This window comes from Aquitalea sp. (assembly GCF_030150775.1).
GTDB classification, from domain to species: Bacteria; Pseudomonadota; Gammaproteobacteria; order Burkholderiales; family Chromobacteriaceae; genus Aquitalea; species Aquitalea denitrificans.
The window spans coordinates 150845-168323 of the sequence record NZ_JASLFG010000057.1 but is presented as its reverse complement, the minus strand read 5'-3'; the positions used below and the strand labels follow the sequence as shown (position 1 = coordinate 168323).

22 protein-coding genes are annotated in these 17479 nt (G+C 57.1%); 8 read left to right on the top strand and 14 right to left on the bottom strand.

The window, feature by feature from the left end:
* On the bottom strand, positions 1-521 hold a 521-nt coding region (locus QVF59_RS19925), incomplete at its 3' end, for a homocysteine S-methyltransferase family protein (RefSeq protein ID WP_287882175.1).
* A gap of 118 nt (positions 522-639) precedes the next feature.
* Between QVF59_RS19925 and QVF59_RS19920 the strand changes: the two genes are divergently transcribed.
* Together QVF59_RS19920 and QVF59_RS19915 are read left to right on the top strand one after the other, a co-directional pair.
* Positions 640-1404: a substrate-binding periplasmic protein gene (locus QVF59_RS19920; protein WP_159880641.1), complete on the top strand. Its 765-nt coding sequence runs from the start codon at positions 640-642 to the stop codon at positions 1402-1404.
* Positions 1405-1525: 121 nt separating this feature from the next.
* Entirely contained in the window at positions 1526-2095 is a 570-nt protein-coding gene (locus QVF59_RS19915) for a YqiA/YcfP family alpha/beta fold hydrolase (protein WP_287882172.1), read from the top strand.
* Here QVF59_RS19915 and QVF59_RS19910 read toward each other — a convergent pair.
* Together QVF59_RS19910 and QVF59_RS19905 are read right to left on the bottom strand one after the other, a co-directional pair.
* Positions 2070-3455, bottom strand: a complete 1386-nt coding sequence (locus QVF59_RS19910; RefSeq protein WP_159880639.1) for an ATP-binding protein — start codon at positions 3453-3455, stop codon at positions 2070-2072. The genes QVF59_RS19915 and QVF59_RS19910 overlap by 26 nt on opposite strands.
* Positions 3452-3991, bottom strand: a complete 540-nt coding sequence (locus QVF59_RS19905) for a heme NO-binding domain-containing protein (protein WP_159880638.1) — start codon at positions 3989-3991, stop codon at positions 3452-3454. Before QVF59_RS19905 ends, QVF59_RS19910 begins: the two co-directional genes overlap by 4 nt.
* Before the next feature lie 215 nt (positions 3992-4206).
* Here QVF59_RS19905 and QVF59_RS19900 point away from each other — a divergent pair, with 215 nt between their 5' ends.
* Positions 4207-5181 carry a quinone oxidoreductase family protein gene (locus QVF59_RS19900; RefSeq protein ID WP_159880637.1) on the top strand — a complete coding sequence of 325 codons (975 nt, stop codon included), beginning with the start codon at positions 4207-4209 and terminating at the stop codon, positions 5179-5181.
* Positions 5182-5231: 50 nt separating this feature from the next.
* Here the strand turns inward: QVF59_RS19900 and QVF59_RS19895 are convergent, their stop codons facing one another.
* The 3 genes from QVF59_RS19895 to QVF59_RS19885 all read right to left on the bottom strand — a co-directional run bounded on the left by QVF59_RS19895 (position 5232) and on the right by QVF59_RS19885 (position 6469).
* On the bottom strand, positions 5232-5717 hold the full coding sequence (locus QVF59_RS19895; protein WP_287882168.1) for a hypothetical protein: 486 nt from the start codon (positions 5715-5717) through the stop codon (positions 5232-5234).
* Between the two features lie 48 nt (positions 5718-5765).
* Positions 5766-6143, bottom strand: coding sequence for an NADH dehydrogenase [ubiquinone] 1 beta subcomplex subunit 11 (locus QVF59_RS19890; protein ID WP_159880635.1), 378 nt, complete (start codon positions 6141-6143; stop codon positions 5766-5768).
* 98 nt (positions 6144-6241) lie between these two features.
* The gene (locus tag QVF59_RS19885) at positions 6242-6469 is read right to left on the bottom strand and encodes a hypothetical protein (RefSeq protein ID WP_287882166.1); all 228 of its coding nucleotides are present in this window, start codon (positions 6467-6469) and stop codon (positions 6242-6244) included.
* 215 nt (positions 6470-6684) lie between these two features.
* Between QVF59_RS19885 and ompR the strand changes: the two genes are divergently transcribed.
* Together ompR and QVF59_RS19875 are read left to right on the top strand one after the other, a co-directional pair.
* Positions 6685-7410 carry an osmolarity response regulator transcription factor OmpR gene (ompR, locus tag QVF59_RS19880; RefSeq protein ID WP_159880633.1) on the top strand — a complete coding sequence of 242 codons (726 nt, stop codon included), beginning with the start codon at positions 6685-6687 and terminating at the stop codon, positions 7408-7410.
* Between the two features lie 3 nt (positions 7411-7413).
* A complete protein-coding gene (locus QVF59_RS19875; RefSeq protein ID WP_287882162.1) occupies positions 7414-8733 on the top strand; it encodes an ATP-binding protein in 1320 nt (439 codons plus the stop codon).
* A 14-nt stretch (positions 8734-8747) separates the two neighbouring features.
* Here QVF59_RS19875 and QVF59_RS19870 read toward each other — a convergent pair whose 3' ends face one another.
* Positions 8748-9608, bottom strand: a complete 861-nt coding sequence (locus QVF59_RS19870; RefSeq protein ID WP_287882160.1) for a DMT family transporter — start codon at positions 9606-9608, stop codon at positions 8748-8750.
* Between the two features lie 175 nt (positions 9609-9783).
* Here QVF59_RS19870 and QVF59_RS19865 point away from each other — a divergent pair, with 175 nt between their 5' ends.
* Both QVF59_RS19865 and QVF59_RS19860 read left to right on the top strand, forming a co-directional pair.
* The gene (locus QVF59_RS19865; RefSeq protein ID WP_287882158.1) at positions 9784-10191 is read left to right on the top strand and encodes a ribonucleotide reductase subunit alpha; all 408 of its coding nucleotides are present in this window, start codon (positions 9784-9786) and stop codon (positions 10189-10191) included.
* A gap of 124 nt (positions 10192-10315) precedes the next feature.
* A complete protein-coding gene (locus QVF59_RS19860; protein ID WP_287882156.1) occupies positions 10316-11932 on the top strand; it encodes an FMN-binding glutamate synthase family protein in 1617 nt (538 codons plus the stop codon).
* A gap of 326 nt (positions 11933-12258) precedes the next feature.
* Here QVF59_RS19860 and QVF59_RS19855 read toward each other — a convergent pair whose 3' ends face one another.
* The 5 genes from QVF59_RS19855 to QVF59_RS19835 form a co-directional block, all read right to left on the bottom strand.
* Positions 12259-12567 (bottom strand): hypothetical protein, encoded by a 309-nt coding sequence (locus tag QVF59_RS19855; RefSeq protein WP_287882154.1) that lies wholly within the window; start codon positions 12565-12567, stop codon positions 12259-12261.
* Positions 12568-12675: 108 nt separating this feature from the next.
* Complete coding sequence (locus QVF59_RS19850) at positions 12676-12990, bottom strand: hypothetical protein (protein ID WP_287882152.1); 315 nt, start codon at positions 12988-12990, stop codon at positions 12676-12678.
* A gap of 236 nt (positions 12991-13226) precedes the next feature.
* Positions 13227-13685, bottom strand: a complete 459-nt coding sequence (locus tag QVF59_RS19845) for a hypothetical protein (protein ID WP_287882151.1) — start codon at positions 13683-13685, stop codon at positions 13227-13229.
* Complete coding sequence (locus QVF59_RS19840) at positions 13682-14383, bottom strand: hypothetical protein (RefSeq protein WP_287882150.1); 702 nt, start codon at positions 14381-14383, stop codon at positions 13682-13684. Before QVF59_RS19840 ends, QVF59_RS19845 begins: the two co-directional genes overlap by 4 nt.
* A 1-nt stretch (position 14384) precedes the next feature.
* Positions 14385-14795 carry a hypothetical protein gene (locus QVF59_RS19835; RefSeq protein WP_287882148.1) on the bottom strand — a complete coding sequence of 137 codons (411 nt, stop codon included), beginning with the start codon at positions 14793-14795 and terminating at the stop codon, positions 14385-14387.
* Between the two features lie 27 nt (positions 14796-14822).
* On the opposite strand from QVF59_RS19835, the gene QVF59_RS19830 reads away from it, so the two are divergent.
* Entirely contained in the window at positions 14823-15119 is a 297-nt protein-coding gene (locus QVF59_RS19830; protein WP_287882146.1) for a hypothetical protein, read from the top strand.
* Between the two features lie 183 nt (positions 15120-15302).
* On the opposite strand, the gene QVF59_RS19825 is transcribed toward QVF59_RS19830, so the two are convergent.
* Together QVF59_RS19825 and QVF59_RS19820 are read right to left on the bottom strand one after the other, a co-directional pair.
* Positions 15303-16337: a histone deacetylase family protein gene (locus QVF59_RS19825; RefSeq protein WP_287882144.1), complete on the bottom strand. Its 1035-nt coding sequence runs from the start codon at positions 16335-16337 to the stop codon at positions 15303-15305.
* A gap of 80 nt (positions 16338-16417) precedes the next feature.
* Positions 16418-17461 carry an extracellular solute-binding protein gene (locus tag QVF59_RS19820; protein ID WP_287882142.1) on the bottom strand — a complete coding sequence of 348 codons (1044 nt, stop codon included), beginning with the start codon at positions 17459-17461 and terminating at the stop codon, positions 16418-16420.
* Positions 17462-17479: the final 18 nt, after the last annotated feature.

Below are 17479 nucleotides of genomic sequence, written 5' to 3'. Positions count from 1 at the left end.
CCGGCCACCAGGCCGTCGATGGCCTCGGTATAGCTCTTCACCAGTTCGTCAAAGCTGACATTGCGGTAACCCGGGTCGTTCACGTCCGGGCTGATGCTGGCGGTGCGGTTGGTGGGGCCCAGCACGCCGGCACAGAAGCGCGGCTTGGCCGGATTCTTTGCGGTTTGTGCAACACACAGCGCCTTCACCAGCTTGGCCGCGGCGTGGTTGATCTCCCACACCAGGCTTTCCATCTGGTAGTCGGCCATGGCAATCGACGTGGCATTGAAAGTGTTGGTTTCAATGATGTCGGCGCCGGCATCCAGATAAGCCTGATGAATGCCACCTATCACGTCTGGCCGGGTCAACACCAGCAGGTCGTTGTTGCCTTTGACGTCACAGCCCCAGTCGGCAAACCGCTCGCCACGGTAATCAGCCTCTTGCAGCTCATGGCGCTGGATCATGGTGCCCATGCCGCCATCCAGGATCAGGATGCGCTGGGATAGCTGGGAAAATACCGGATGCGTGGGTTTTTTGGTCATGGCAAGCAGGCTGTAATGGTGAAGAACGATAGGTGGCACACTCATGGTGCGGCTGAACAGTTTACCATTGCACTCGGAACTGTCAGACAACTAACTAAGAAGAAGAGAGTACAAGCTTATGGTTGCTTTGAATAAGACTTGGCCGGTGCTGCTTGCGGGAGCGGTGCTGAGCTTGCAGATCCAGGCTGGCGGCATATTGAAAATCGGTGTTTCCGATTCGGATGCCCCTCCCATCGTGGTACTGACACCAGACAATCAGGCACTGGCCAGCGGTCTGATCAAGGAACTGGGTGATGCCCTGGCCGGCGAGCTGGGCATGAAGGCCCAGTATGTGGTGATTGCCCGCAAGCGGGTGGAAAACACCATCGAAACCGGCAAGGTGAATATCGTGTGCAATGCCAACCCGGAATGGTATGGCAATGCCACCCGGCTGGGCTGGACACGCGAGTTCTATCCGCAAGTGGAACGGGCACTCTCCTTGCGGGAGATGCCGGACATCCACCAAGTGGATGAGATGGTGGGCAAGCGCATCGGCACCATCCGCGGCTACAGCTATCCCACACTGGAACACCTGTGGGCGGTGGGCCGCACCACCCGCGTGGATGAGCCACGGCTGGAGCTGCTGGTCAAATCCTTGCAGAAGAAGCTGACCGATGTCGCCATCTCGTCGGAACTGGAGCTGGCCTGGTGGGCCAAGAGCAATCCGCAGGAAGCGCGAACCTTCAAGCAACACCCGCTGACAGTCACCTATATGCCCACCATGTGTGCCGTTGCACCCCATTCACCGGTCAGTACCGATAAGCTGAATCAGGGTATAGAAGCCATGCGCCGCAGCGGCAAGCTCAAGGCCATTCTGAAGTCTTACGAGTGGCAAGCTGAATGAGGCCAGTGGTAGCCGGACGGTTTGTCATGCATCAAACTTGTTCCACGTGAAACAAATTTTCCTTGCCAAGCCCAGCAAAAACGGCAACCCTCTGGGCTTGCCGTTTTTTCATTGTTTCCCCATGCACATCATTTACCTGCACGGATTCAACTCCAGCCCACAATCGCTCAAGGCGCAGGAGACTGCCCGCTGGCTGCAACAGCATGCCCCGGATATCACCCTGCACTGCCCACAACTGTCTCCCCACCCGGCGCAAGCCATTGCCCAGGCGGAGACCTTGCTACTGTCGCTGCCGGCAGATACCGCCCTGATCGGCAGCTCGCTGGGCGGCTACTACGCCACCGCTCTGGCAGAAAAACATGGCCGCAAAGCTGCGCTGATCAATCCGGCAGTGCAGCCCTATCAGGATTTGCTGCACTACCTTGGCCCCCAGCACAACCCGTATACCGGGGAAGACTACCTACTGGGAGATGAAGACATGCAGGCCTTGCTGGCCATGCGTCAGGCGGTAATCTGGCAAGGGAAGTACTGGCTGTGGCTGGGTACTGCCGACGAGGTGCTGGACTGGCGACTGGCGGCCCGCCATTACGCGGGCCAACGCCAGAGTGTTTTCAATGGCGACGACCATCGCCTTGCGCGTTGGCCTGCCTGTCTGCCGGCTCTGTTCAACTGGCTGAGCCAGGCGGATTGAGCCGGAGGTGACCGCGTTGCATGGCTGCAGATAGCCTTTCCAGGCTTACTGGTTTGGACAAGAAGTCATCCATGCCAGCCTGTTGGCAGCGCTCGCGGTCTTCATCGAAGGCATTGGCAGTCAGCGCGATGATGTGTGGCTGACGCGACAGTTTGCTCTGACGAATGGCGCGGGTGGCATCCAGCCCGTCCATTTCCGGCATCTGCATATCCATCAACACCAGTTCCACGTCACCCTGGCTAACCCGTTCCAGCGCCTGGCGGCCATTGCCGGCCAGCAATACATCGCGATAACCCAGCTTGTCCAGCAGCTTGATGATCAGTTTCTGATTGACCATATTGTCCTCGGCCACCAGCACCGACAAGGACTGGGTACTGGCCTGCACCACCGCCTGCGGCTGTATTTCGGCGGGTGCTTCTGTCTGCGGTGCGGCCACCGTAGTGGCCACCCAGTACACACTGAAGCAACTGCCTTCCCCCGGCGTACTGCTGACATCGATACGTCCGCCCATGGCTTCGGCCAGGCGGCGGCAAATGGCCAAGCCCAGCCCGGTGCCGCCATAGCGGCGGGTGGTGGTGGAGTCGGCCTGTTCGAAAGCAGTGAATACCTTGCCCATCTGCTCCTCGGTCATGCCGATGCCGGTATCGCGGATATCCAGCTGCAGCCGCAGCATGTCGAAAGTGTCTTCCAGCGGCGCGATGCTGACGCTGACGGTAATGCCGCCCTGATGGGTAAACTTGATGGCATTGCTCAAAAGATTGCTGCTTATCTGACGCAAACGCGTGGCATCACCCAGCAGCCAGGCACTGCCCGCCGGACGCAGCCATGACACGGTCAAGCCGGACTCGGTCGCCTTGGGTTCAAACAGATTCACCACGCTGTCCAGCAGGCTGTACAGATTGAAGGGGCGCTGCTCCAGTGTCAGCTTGCCGGCATCAATCTTGGACAAATCAAGAATGTCGTTGATCAGCGCCAGCAGCGATGTACCACACTCCTGCAAGGTCGCCACCTGCTCGCTCTGTTCCTGTGTCAGCCGGCTGTGTGACAACAGTTCGGCCATGCCCAGCACGCCATTGAGCGGGGTGCGGATTTCATGGCTCATCACCGCCAGGAATTCCGATTTCGCCTTGGCCGCCATTTCAGCCTTGAGCAGCGCCTCTGACAATTGTGCCATTCGCCATTCAACAATTTTTTCCAGCTGTGCCGCCACGGTGGACAGCTCGAAATTGGCGTCATACAGCGCACGGCTACGCTGTTCCAGCAGGATTTCGGCTTCCTTGCGCGCGCGCTTTTCGCGCTGATAGCGCTTTTGGTAGCGCGCTAGCTGGTCTTGCAAATGGGTCAATTCATCCTGAGTCATACATGTTCCACCACAAAACGCACCTGACTGCCGGTTTCATTCAGCGGCTCGACAGCAATGCGGGCCTGCTCGCCAAAGTGGTCGAGCGCCCCCTGGATCAGCCCGGCCGCCAGCGGAGCCAGGCAGCGTGGCGAGTTGTACAGCAACTCCAGACGCTTCAGGTCGCGGCTCACTACCGTTATCTGTGGCAACTCGGCATCCGGATACAGTTTTTGCACCTCAATATGGATGTACTGGTCGACATTGCCCAGCACGGCAAAGGCATCGGCACACCCCTGTATGCTGTAGGGATAGAGCGTGGTAAAGCGGCCAAACAGATAATGGCCGAACATGTAGATGATTTCCTGGCTATCCATGCCGGTACGCTGTGACAAGGCAGCCAGCAGACGCAACAGCTCGGCAAACGGATAAGAACCGACGGCGGTATACGCACCGTCGGATGCGGTGTGGGCATCCTCGATGATGTCGTCCAGCATGTCGGCAGAGAAGCGCTCCTCCACCATTTCCATGAATTCGGTAAACACCACGCCTTTCATGCCGCTTCCTTTCCCCATCGCTGCCAGCCGCCCCCTTAACAAGCCATGCCACAGACGGCACTGCACCGGGTGATTAATTCAATGTAGGAACAAATAATGGCAAAAACCAGATAGCAAGCCTTACAAAACACGCTGTTCAATAAAGCTGGCTTGCATCAACAAAGCCGGCGGGCGCAGACTCGAAGCCTGTCAACTAGCCAGGAAAGGCGGGCAAGATGAGTCAGGCCATCCGTTTTCATCGCCACGGCGGCCCAGAGGTATTGCAGCTGGAAGAAGTAGCCATCAGCAGCCCCGGCCCGGGCGAGGTACTGCTGCAGCATGCGGCCATTGGCATCAATTTCATCGACACCTACCAGCGCAGCGGACTGTATCCGGTCAATCTGCCCAGTGGTCTTGGTAGTGAGGCCGCCGGTACGGTACTGGCTGTCGGTGCCGGGGTAAGTCATATCGCAGTAGGCGATCGGGTTGCCTATGCAGGTGGCCCGCTGGGTGCTTACAGTAGTCAGCGGCTGATTCCGGCCGCCGTGCTGGTGAAACTGCCAGATAGCATCAGTGACGAAGTCGCCGCCTGCATCATGTTGCAAGGCATGACAGTGGAGTACCTGATCCGGCGCACATTTGCCGTACAGCCGGGCATGACCGTGCTGTGGCATGCGGCTGCCGGTGGCGTGGGTCAGATTGCCGTGCAATGGCTGGCATCAATGGGGGTAGAGGTGATCGGTACCGTCGGCTCGGCGGCCAAGGGAGAACTGGCGCGCCAACTGGGCTGCAGCCATGTCATCAACTACAACGAGGAAGACGTGGTGGCGCAGGTGCGTGCGCTGACCGGCGGCAAGGGTGTGCCAGTGGTGTACGACTCGGTGGGGAAAAGCACTTTCGAGATGTCGCTGAACAGCCTGGCACCGCGTGGCACCTTCGTCAGCTTTGGCAATGCATCCGGAGCGGTACCGGCCTTCGAGCCGCTGCTGCTGTCACAAAAGGGATCACTGTTTTTCACCCGTCCCAAACTGGGTGATTACATTGCCAGCCGCCCGGAACTGGAAGCATCCGCCCAGGCATTGTTTGAACGTCTGGCCAGTGGTGCCATCAGGATTCAACCATCCGCCCGTTATGCACTGGCCGATGCAGCGCAGGCGCACCGCGATCTGGAAAGCCGCAGCACCACGGGTTCGCTCATCCTGCTGCCGTAATACGCCACGCAAGGTAAAGCCAACAGCGGTTAAGGAGCGACTGCCGGGACTCAGTGCCCGGCAGGCAGCGCAGCAGGTACCGGAATCAGCGCCTTGCGCACACATTCGCGCCTCTGCTGACCAGCGTTTTCCGCGCAGTTCAATTCGGCAGCGGCACGTTGTTCACAACGTGCCTTGCTGGTAGCCCGACTACAATCGGGAGCAGGCAACTGCTCGCGCACACAGCTGCGTCTTGCCTGGCCTTCACTGCCATCACATGCCGTCTGTGCGGCCTGCAGGGCTTCGCAATGGCGTGCATCGCGGCTGCGCTTGCAACTGAGTGCTGGCGTGTACTGCTCGATGCAGGATCGGCGTGCCCCTTCTGCCATGTCATTGCAGCTAAGCCAGCCCTGACGGTAACTGGCACAACGTTGCGGTGCCATTGCCTTGTTGCAATCCGGTGCCGCCAATACGGCCACCGACCACATTGCCGACACCAGCATGGCCATTCCAGCCAGCCGGCTACCGCTATTCCACATTCCCCAAGCTTTGTTCAAGGCCGTGATCCTTGCCACTGGCAATCTCCGGCTACCCATGCAGCCGGCTCAATCGTTCTGGTACTGCTCCTGCGACTTTTGCCGTTTGTCACGCCAGAAGTTGCGCTGCCCCGGCGGCGGCAATGGCGGACGGGAAAAACCATCCGGCGCAAACCGGTCTGGCCCGCCAGCGCCACCTGATGGCAAGCCCGGCGGCAGATGCTTGCGCTGCAGCCGTCGTGCATCTTCCGGCGACAAATCACCGGCCTGCACCGCCTCCTTCAGACGCAGATTGCGCAAACGGCGTTCCTCACCCGCCGACGGGCGGGGAAAATGCGGAAACTCCGTCACGCCATCTTCCGGGCCATTCGGGCCCTGTGCCGCCGCCGGCAAGGCGCAAGCCGTCACCGTGGCAAACAGCAAGACATAAATGGCATGGTACTTCATGGCTTTATTTTAACCTGACATCAGGCCTCCTGCCACGGCGATGCTTGGGAATCGCGGCAGAAGGCGGGTGGAGAGAAGCGCCTTGGGCGCCGACAATATTATTTCTCGCCTGTCGGGCGGCGCATGGTACCGGACATGACCGCCGACTGGCTGCCGGTCGCTTCGACCGGTACCACCACGCCAGACGACCCGGACTGCGCCAGCGCCATCTGGCGGGCTTCACGGATATCCGCACCATTGCCACCATGCTCGGTGGCACTGGCCAGTGGCGACAGCGCCAGGGCAGAAACAGCAACTACCATTAAAATCAGTGGCTTATTCATCATGATGATCTCCGGCAGGCAGGACACGCTTGCAGTCTAGAAGCCCGCTTTTGCGCAACCGTGTGCCGCATGTTACCAAATGTTAACTTATGTGAATGCCCGTCAGCGTTGACACATAAATTCATGATCCCCCATCGCCTGCCGGGCCGGGGCAGGTTAAGCTTTGCCATCAGCATGCGGGCCGGATCGCGCTTGCCCCGGTCACCAAGGAAAACATCATGGAACACAACAAGATTCTCATCGTCGACGACGACGCCAAGCTGCGCGAGCTGCTCACCCGCTATCTGGGCCAGCAAGGCTATGTGGTGGATACCCTGCCAGATGCACGCGAACTGGACCGCAAACTGGCCCGCAACCGCCCGGACCTGATGGTGCTGGACGTGATGATGCCCGGCGACGACGGCTTGGCCGTGGTACGCCGCCTGCGCGCACAGGGCGAGACCGTACCGGTCATCATGCTAACCGCACGCGGTGAAGATGTGGACCGTATCCTGGGTCTGGAAATGGGTGCCGACGATTATCTGCCCAAGCCCTTTAATCCGCGCGAACTGACGGCGCGCATCCAGTCAGTATTGCGCCGTCATCATGCCACGCCGGCATTGGCCGCCCGCCACGAATCCGACGAAATCATCGAATTTGGCGACTTCCAGCTCAATCTTGGCCGCCGCGAATTGCAAAAGAGCCAGCAGGTACTGTCGCTGACCACCGCCGAATTTGCCGTGCTCACCGTACTGGCCACCCACCCGCGTCGCCCGCTCACCCGCGAACAGCTGATGGAGATGGCACTGGGCAAGGGCAATGGCGAATCGCTGGACCGCAGTATCGACGTGCACATCTCGCGCCTGCGCAAGACGCTGGAAGGTGGCGACAGCCCGCTGCGCTTCATCCAGACGGTATGGGGCTATGGCTATGTCTTCGTGCCTGATGGCAGCGAACGGGAGTAAGCGGTGCTGCGACGCATTACCGGTTCCCTGCTGTTTCGCCTGATCGTGCTGGTGGTGGTGGTGGTGGTCACCACCCAGGTAGTCACCGTATACATTGCGGCAGGCGAGCGTCACAAGCTGATGGACAAGCAGCTGTATGCCCAGGTGGTCGACACGCTGGCCTTTCTGGAAGGTTCGATGGACAACATGAACCCGGCGCAGCGCACCGCGTTTCTGGCCAGCTACAACCGTCCCGGCCTGCCACGGCTGCTGCCGCAGGAGGCCTCCGCCCGCCAGCAATTCGACCGCGAGCTGCCGCGCGTGGCCGACAGCCTGGTCAGCCGTCTGAGCAAGGGACTGGATGATACGGTGCACGGCTACATGGTGCACCGCGAGGACCGCAACGAGCTGTGGGTGAACGTACATGTACTGGACACCCCCTACTGGCTGGTGATCCCCTTTGGCCGTTACAGCGACCGCCCCATCTATTCATTGATGCAGGCCGCCTTGCTGGCAACCTTGCTGGCAACCTTGCTGGCCTCGCTGGTGGCATGGCGCATCACCCGCCCCATCGGCAAGGTCGTGGAAGCCTCGCGCGAACTGGCGCGCGGCAATATGCCACCGGCGCTGCAAGAGGACGGCCCGCGTGAACTGGCAGCCCTGGCGCGCGGCTTCAACCATATGGCCAGTGCGCTGGACAGTGCCGCCCGTGAACGCCGGCTGATGCTGGCCGGCCTGTCGCACGACCTGCGCACGCCGCTCACCCGGCTGAAGCTGATGCTGGAATTGCAAGACACGAGCCCGGACACCCCGGACATGCTGGCCGATATTGACGAGCTGTCGCGCATCGTGCGCCAGTTCATCGACTTTGCCCGCGCCGAGGAATCGGCCCGGCTCGAACCGGTGGCACTGGCCGAACTGGCCGACAGCGTGGTGGCACGCCTGGCCCGCAGCGGGCTGGATGTCAGCCTGCTGCGCCATGCCGAACCCGAGCTGCAGGCCGATGCACTGGCACTGGAACGCCTGCTGTCCAACCTGCTGGAAAACGCCCGCCGCTATGGCAAACCGCCGGTACGGGTGGAAGTCGACCAATGTAACGGCATGGCCGTGCTGAGCGTGATCGACCATGGTACGGGTATTCCCGCCGCACTGCGCGAGTCGGCCCTGGCCCCGTTTGAACGCCTGGCCGAGCACCGCGGCACCGATGGCGGCAGCGGCCTTGGGCTTGCCATTGTTTCGCGCGTGGTGAAACAACACCATGGCCAGCTGCAGTTTGCCGATGAGGCAGACGGTGGCTTTCGCGTGCGCATTCTGCTGCCACAAACCAGCTTGTCTACAGCCTGAAGCCGGCTGGCGGCTCAGGACTGACGCCGCCAGCCCAGCAGCAACACCCCACCCAGAATCAGCAATCCACCCAGCAGCATCAGCAGCCCTACCGGCTCATGCAGGAAGATCACCCCCCACAACACGCCAAACACCGGCACCAGATAGGTGACACTGCTGGCACGGGTAGCGCCCAGCCGGTCGATCAGCCGGTAAAAAATCAGGTAGGCCAGTGAGGTACATCCCAATGCCAGCAGCAACACCGCAGCCCATACCATGGGTGACGGCGGCTGCGCCGGCAGATTGAGCAAGGCCAGCGGCGTGACCAACACGGCACCGCTGAACAGGCTGCCAGTAGCCGTCACCAGGGGCGGCAGGCCCGGCAGCCAGCGACGCGCCATATGGCCGGACCAACCGTAACAAGCCGTTGCCCCCAACATGGCCAGCACCGGCAGCAAAGACTGCACATCAAAGGTGGCACCACGCCCCAGCATCAACACCAGCACGCCAGCCAGACCCAACAGCAAGCCACTTGCGCGTGGCAGCGTCATGCGTTCACCCGCCAGCGGTATCGCCCACAAGGCCGTCATCAACGGCGTGGTAGCATTCAGTACCGACGCTACACCGGCAGGCAGGCTGAGGCTGGCCCAGGCGATCAGGCAAAACGGCAGTGCCGACAGAAAAACCCCCACCACGGCAATGCGCAGCCAATGCTGCCGCCACAGCGGCAGGCCACCGCGCAGCAGCAGGACCGGCAGCAACACCAGTGCCGCCAGTGCCAGTCGCAGCGCAATCAGCGCAAAGGCCCCCAGCTCGGGTACTGCCACCCGCATGAACAGAAACGAGCCCCCCCACAATGCCGCCAGCAGCACCAGTCCAGCCATATCGCGATTCATCGTCGCACCTCCCTGTTGTCATGGCTGCCAGCATAAATGGACAGGCACTGGCCCGCACCCGCTTTGTTGCGCCCTAATTCCTATGCGGGGGATAACTAGTTACTGCGGTGAATAGCCAAGGCCCCGGACAAGGCTGCACACTCGACACTACCCCCCTTGTAGAGTGCCTACCCGTATGGATATCCACGATTTCAACGCTCTGCTGGCCGCAGCCCGCCAGCAAGCCGAACCGCAGCATCTGCTGATGGTGTTTTCCAAGGCCGTACTGCATGACGACCACAAACCGCAAGAAGCCGAGCGTTTTGCCCGTGGCGAAGGTGGCATCCTTCTGCCCGTCATGTGTCTGGACCGTGCAGCCAGCGAACTGGTGGATTTTGCCAGCCTGCAGGCCGAATCTGCCCGCATCGGCGAGCCGTGGCAGATCATGTTTGTCGCCTGTCTGGACGGCAAGGCCGGTCGCCAGCCTGAGGCTGCCGATATTGAAGCGGCGCTCAAGCGCATGATCCAGACCATCCAGACCGGTGGCGATGTTTCCCGCTACCTGGCCTTCAACCTGCAAGGCGAGCCGGTACGCTTTCACTGAAACCGGCCATGCAGCCAGCCATGGCACAAGCCCGCGCCGGACGCTAAGCTGAAGCACCCTGTGCGACCCGATCCACCATCCGGTCGCACAGCATCTGCCCTCAGCCACGCCCGCCGGAGCCTGCATGAACCTGTCCCTGCTCAGCCGCTATGCCTTTTTCGTCGCCTGCATCCTGTTCAGCCTGATCGGCCTGGTATTGCACCAGATCGAATGGCTGTGGCCCTTCACCCTTGCCGCCATGGCCCTCAGCCTGTTGGGCGTGCTGGACCTGACACAAACCCGCCACGCCGTGCGGCGCAACTACCCGGTGCTGGGCAATATCCGCTATCTGGTGGAAGCCATCCGCCCGGAAATCCGCCAGTACCTGCTGGAAGCCGATGGCGAACAGCTGCCCTTCTCGCGTGACCAGCGCTCGCTGGTTTACGCCCGCTCCAAGAACACCCAGGCCGACAAACCCTTCGGCACCCTGCTGGATGTGTATGGCAGCGGCTTCGAATTCATCAGTCACTCCATCCGCCCAGCCCCGCGCAGCGACCCGGCCGGGTTCAGGGTGCAGATTGGCGGCCCGCAATGCCGGCAGCCCTACTCCGCCTCGGTATTCAATATTTCTGCCATGAGCTTTGGCGCGCTCAGCACCAACGCCATCCGCGCCCTCAATCAAGGGGCCAAGCAGGGCGGCTTTTACCACGATACCGGCGAGGGCAGCATCAGCCCCTATCATCTGGAACACGGTGGCGACCTGGTATGGGAGCTGGGCAGCGGTTACTTTGGCTGCCGCGACGAGCAGGGCCATTTCGACCCGGAGCGCTTTGCCAGACAGGCGCAAAACCCGCAGGTGAAGATGATTGAAATCAAGCTCAGCCAGGGAGCCAAGCCCGGCCACGGCGGCATTCTGCCCAAGCACAAGGTGACGCCAGAAATTGCCGCCACCCGTGGCGTGCCGCTGGGGCAGGATTGCGTATCGCCCTCCAGCCACAGCGCGTTTTCCACCCCGCTGGAGATGATGACCTTCATTGCCCGGCTGCGTGAGCTGTCCGGCGGCAAGCCGGTAGGTTTCAAGTTTTGCCTGGGCCATCCGTGGGAGTTCATGGCCATTGCCAAGGCCATGCTGGAAAGCGGCATCCTGCCGGATTTCATCGTGGTGGACGGCAAGGAAGGCGGCACCGGCGCGGCTCCGCTGGAGTTTACCGACCACATTGGCGTGCCGCTGCGCGAGGGCCTGCTGTTCGTACACAACACCCTGGTGGGGCTGAATCTGCGCGACAAGATCAAGCTGGGTGCCAGCGGCAAGATCATCAGCGCCTTCGATATTGCCAGCGTGCTGGCCATCGGGGCCGACTGGGCCAATTCCGCCCGTGGCTTCATGTTTGCCGTGGGCTGCATCCAGAGCCAGAGCTGCCACACCAACCGCTGCCCCACCGGCGTGGCCACGCAAGACCCGCTGCGCCAGCGCGCACTGGTGGTGCCGGACAAGGCCGAGCGGGTGTATCACTTCCACCGCAACACCCTGCATGCGCTGTCCGAGATGCTGGCCGCCGCCGGCCTCACCCATCCGGAACAACTGGAAGCCCACCATCTGGTACGCCGAGTAAGCGATACCGAAATCCGCCTCTACTCGCAGCTGCATGTGTTCCTGCAGCCGGGCGAGCTGCTGGGCAGTGACATCAAGGCCGAGTTCTATGGCCGCATGTGGCGCATGGCGCAGGCGGGCAGCTTTACTCCGGCCACGCACCGTGCGTGATTTGACAAGATAATGAGGCGGGCCGGATAAGTGTTTGCTGTTCGGCCCCTATATCAAGCAAGCCTATTCTGCACGAAAATCTGCCCAATCCGGAGTCCAACCAACACGGTCATTACATTTTCTTGAATAGATAGACCTTACTCTGTTGTTCATCAACAATAAAACAAACATCTCCAGCCTTTACATTGAAGGCTGAATCGCTTGTTCCATCAACTGGCTGCTTCTTTTTGAAGCCATAACCTTAATCGGACGCGGAGAACAGCCAACGACTAGCAGCCCTATCAATAAAACTAGCCATTTCATAGACGGATTCAGAGACCGGATACCTAATCTATCCATCCAGCCCCATGGTCAGGACAAATGATGAGCGCCTTTAATATTGTATAGTCTTTGGGGTCGGCTTTAAAAAAACTAAATTCCCCATCATCAATTAAAAAGCAAGACTCATTCTTTTTTAGTCTAAATTTCTCCTTCTTCAATTCTGAAGTTTCGAAGACAATCCTACTGTCATTTTGCTCAATATGTTTGATCAGTTTTATATTTTTGTGCCAAAAAATTGGCCTAGCAACTAGGTAGTATATAAATACAGTCCCAGCGCCAAGAATCATGCCGATGAGCAGTGTAGGTAACTTCATGATCTTGCTTTATCCTGAGGTAGATATTTATCTAAAGAAAACACTAGACTTGTCCAATACTGCCCATATACAGCACCAATTATATGAAAACTATAATCCGCTATAGCATCATAGACCCTTTACCCAACCGGCACCTAAGCCTGGGCAGATGACAAATTTGTTTAGTATCATAAAATCTTTCGGATCAATCCTAGCAAATGAGCTGGACTTATCATCCATTCGATAGCAACGTGCTCCCTTATGGATTAAAAATGCAGCTTCCTTCCCCTGTTCCGTTTTAAATGCCGTAATGACTGCGGACTCAAAATGTACTTCAATCACTTCAACCGAATTACTCCAAAATACAGGACTAGCCAGCCGATGGTATAGAGGTGCTATTAATGCGCCAAGAATAATACCGATGAACAACATAGTTAATTTCATTATCTTGTCTTTGGATAGTAATTTTTCTTTACCAAACGATTCGACTTTCCTAATACTGCCAGTAATTCAGCCGGCGTGACCGGGAATGGCAACCATCGTGGATCATGTGCAAGTATTCCAACAAGTTCCAAGGCATCTGCCACGTTTGAAGAACATGCGTTGTTTAACACGCTGTAACTGGACGGGTTATTTACCTATTAACTGCTGCACTTATTTTTTGAACTCGCTCACCTATATTATTCACTTTTAATATTTTTAACATAAAATTCAAAGAATTTTCCATTTTCATACCCATCAACAATGATCATATATTCATGGGTTTTGTCGAATTTATTATTTGCGATAATGTCCATGCAAGATGGCAATGCCATGCCATATGTAATTATACTGGGCAATGCAGGTGTGCATTGTTTAGAATCGTCATTAGTAACAATCCAACCCGCATAACCGCTTTTGTTTTTCGATTGATCAGCTACTTGAATACTCCGAATAACAATGTTTTGCGTTTTATATAAAGCTTTAGCATCTTCAATTGCCTGTCCCATATAAAATACGGGATTATTCTCTTCATCTCCAACTTTTATACTGGGAATTTCTGGAAAATTTTCATCACGCCACTCATTAGGCTTTGCCTCCGGCTCAGGCAAGCATGCTGTTAATGTGATTAATAAAAAAATATAAATTAAGTATTTCATCTTCTATCCGTTGCATTTACAGGCAGCAGTCTTTTGTCTGCTGGATTATCGAGAAATGGCTTTATAACTTCAAGCAAATATTGAACTCTTCTTATTGAGTGGTTTTCATTTGTAAATATTGTAATATCATAGTACCCAGCTACCAATTCTGCTTGCTGCTCATTATTATATGTAGAAAAATGACGTGGAGCTTCGTGCTCCCATGGAATATAATAGGCATCCCTTCCAATTTCGGCTGGTGTTATTGGCCTTGGAGGTTGCAAGTTAAAATCGGCAATGCTTCTTTGCCATATATGTGTCATTTCATGAATAAATAACAATGTTGCCAATCTTTTTATTCTGATATTACCATCAGGATTTGAAAAATCATTTTGAAAATAATGGCTATTTGTTGGATTTTCAGGCTTAGGAGGAAAATATAATACTCCCTTTTCTGCAATAACTCCGGGGCTTGGTTTATTTTCCTCTATTTTATGCACTGCAGCTAAAATTCTCACTCTTTCATAATTAATCGTATCCCTAAATAATTTCTTACAAATTGAAATTTCACCAAGCGTTAATTTTCTGACTATATCAACGTGCTTTGTTACATAGGAATAGCCAAGATTGTTAGGATTGGTTTTTACATCAGACAGTGAAAGTCTCAATATTAATTTGCAAGTACGTTCACAATTGTCAATTGGTTCGATATTGTTCATTTCACTCCACTTCCAGTGTGATGGATAAAATTTCGACTGGCTTATCAGATATAACTCGAGAAGTCTTGCCATCATGATTTAGGTAGCCAGAAACTTCCCGGCCATCTTCTAAATAAAGTGTATAGCTCATCTCGGTCAATGGAGAACCATCACTTAAATTGATTCTAAGTTGCTCATCATGACTATTAAATATGTTTGGAAATTCTAATGTCGAGGCGTAGCTAGTAGATACTTTGCTTATATGCGGAGAGGATTCAGGCTGGATGTGACGTGCTGCTATTTCGTCTGCGAGGATGTGATGAGCTACATGCTGTGAAACCGCATTTAGCCGTGGTTTTGGCTCACACGCACAACAACAGATATCACCATGCAAGGCTACGGCTCTTGCTTGGCCTGCGTGAATTTCGTTCATTACATTCCGTGGCCCTATGCAAATAATATGTCCGGTAGTATTACAGGCAGGGCATTGAAACCGGTCCCGTTCCAGTATCATGTTCAAGCCCCTGATCTTGCCACGCCCGGTTCCAATGATTCTGGCCGGTGGCTTGCTGGTACTCATATCACCGCTTACGGCAATGGCACGTTTCCTCATGTCCTGCTCCTGTTTTGTCTTGCGACACCAATCAATACGGTTATTGACACCGAACCCCATTACCGACCAGGCATGGAAATTCCTGATCAAGGGAGATCAAATAATTTGTTTGGCAAATTCAGAAAACAAGGACAAGAAATTTGATTAGCTATTCGCTGGCGTGTCTGCCTTGCCATCTGCTGAATACAGAAAGCACGACAATAGATTCATTTCCAGCATCGCTGTAACTGGCAGGTCTGACAGATACAGGCGATTCGTCACGCTGGCATCTATTTGGAGAGGAAGGAAATAAAACAAGGCCGCAGCGCGGCCTTGTTATTTGATTTACTACACCACACTTTCAAAGCCGGACAACACGTTCACCGCATTCACGCCGATGTCCTCCACCGCATAGCCGCCTTCCATTACAAACAGCGTGGTCAAACCCAGCCCGGCGATGGTCTCACCCATGCGCAGGTAGTCGGCATTTTTCAGCTTGAAACGGGAGATCGGGTCGTGCTCGAAGGTATCCACCCCCAGCGACACCACCAGCGCGTCCGGTGCGTAGGCGGCAATCTTGCTGCAGGCATCGGCCAGAGCCGGGCCGTAGTGCGACCAGTCGGTGCCATGGGCCAGCGGGTAGTTGTGATTGAAGCCCAGCCCGGCACCCTCCCCGGCCTCGTCGGCATGGCCCAGGAAGAAGGGGTATTCCACCGTCGGGTCGCCATGCAGGGACAGGAACTGCACATCGCTGCGCTGATAGAAAATGCTCTGCGTGCCGTTACCGTGGTGGTAGTCCACATCCAGAATCGCCACCCGCTTTGCACCACGGTCCAGCATGGCCTGGGCGGCGATGGCGGCGTTGTTGAGGTAGCAATAGCCGCCCATGTAATCCGCCGCGGCATGGTGGCCGGGCGGGCGGCACAGCGCGAAGGTGCTGTGCCCGGTGGCCAGCATGGCGTCCAGTCCGGTCAGCGCCACATTGGCCGAGGAACGGATGGCCTGCCAGGTGCCGGCGGTGATCGGCACCCCGGCATCGAAGGAGTAATAGCCCATCAGGCCGTCGATGTCCTGCGGAATGCGGTCGGTACGCAGGCCGCGCACCGGCCATACCAGCGGTAGCGCGTCGTGGTTGCGGCCTTCGGCCTGCCACAGGCTCCAGGCCTGCTCCAGAAAACGCACATAGCCGGCGTCATGCACGCGCAACAGCGGCTCCAGCCCGTGTTCGGTGGGGGCAATGATGTCGCCCAGCCCGGTTTGCCTTACCCGCTGCAACACCATGTCGGCGCGGCTGGGCATTTCAAAGCAGGGCTTGAGGGTGCCGTCGATCAGCTCGGCATTGCCGTGGTGCAGGTGGTGGTCGTCACTGTAAATCGTCAGCATGCAGGTCTCCTTGCCGCGGGCGAAGTGCCAGCGGCATTGTGTTGTGTTTGCAAGGGAAAGCCGGCCTCAGCCGGCGACACTTATTTCTTCAACTTGGTCCACACCCGGTCGCGCAGGGCATTGGCCTTGGCCGAACAGTTCTTGTTGGGCACAAACAGCGCGCGCATGGCGGCGGTGGGGTTGATGGCCGGGTCGGCCTTGAGGTCGGCGACAAAATAGGCAGAACTGCCCTTGATTGCGTTGTTGTAGCCGGTGAAGTTGGAGGCTTCGGCAATATTCTTCGGCTCCATCATCCAGTTGATGAACTTGAGCGCGTTATCGCGGTTTTTCGCACCCTTGGGGATCACCAGATTGTCGTTCCAGAACGGGATGCCTTCTTTCGGATAGACAAACACCGCCGACTTCAGCTTCTGGCGGGTGCGGTAGGCGGCACCGTTCCATTGCTGGTGCATGATGACTTCCTGCGCCTGCATGCGCTCGATGGTGCCGTCGGAGTTATACATGGCCAGCATGGGCTTTTGGGCTTCCAGCAGGTCCTGGATGCGCTTGGCCTGCTTCGGGTCTTCGGTGCACTGGTCCAGCTTCAGGTAGATGGCCGCCGCCTTGTACAGCTCGGCCACGTCATTGAGCGCCACCACCTTGCCCTTGAGCGCAGCCGGCGGGGTGAAGAAGCTCTTCCAGCTATTGTCCAGCTTGCCGCCCGGCACACGGCTGGCGTCATAGGTAAAGCCGGTCACGCCCCACATATAAGGTGCGGAATATTCGCGCTGCGGGTCGAAATCCGGCTTGTTGAGCGGAGCCTGCACCAGCTTGAAATTGGGCATCTTGCTGACGTCGATTTTTTCCAGCAGGCCTTCGTCGCGCATGATCTTCACCATGTAATCGGATGGCACCACCACGTCATAGCCCTTGGCCCCGGCCTTCAGCTTGGCCAGCAGGGATTCGTTGGAATCAAACACATCCAGGTTCACCTTGATGCCGCTTTCCTTCTCGAAGCGCTTGAGCAAATCCTGCGGAATGTAGTCGGACCAGTTGTACAGGTTCAGCTCACCTCCGGCCATGGCCGAGGCCGATACCAGCAGACCAGCCGCCAGGGCCAGCGAATGCAGTTTGCAGACTTTCATGGCATTTCTCCTTCGTAT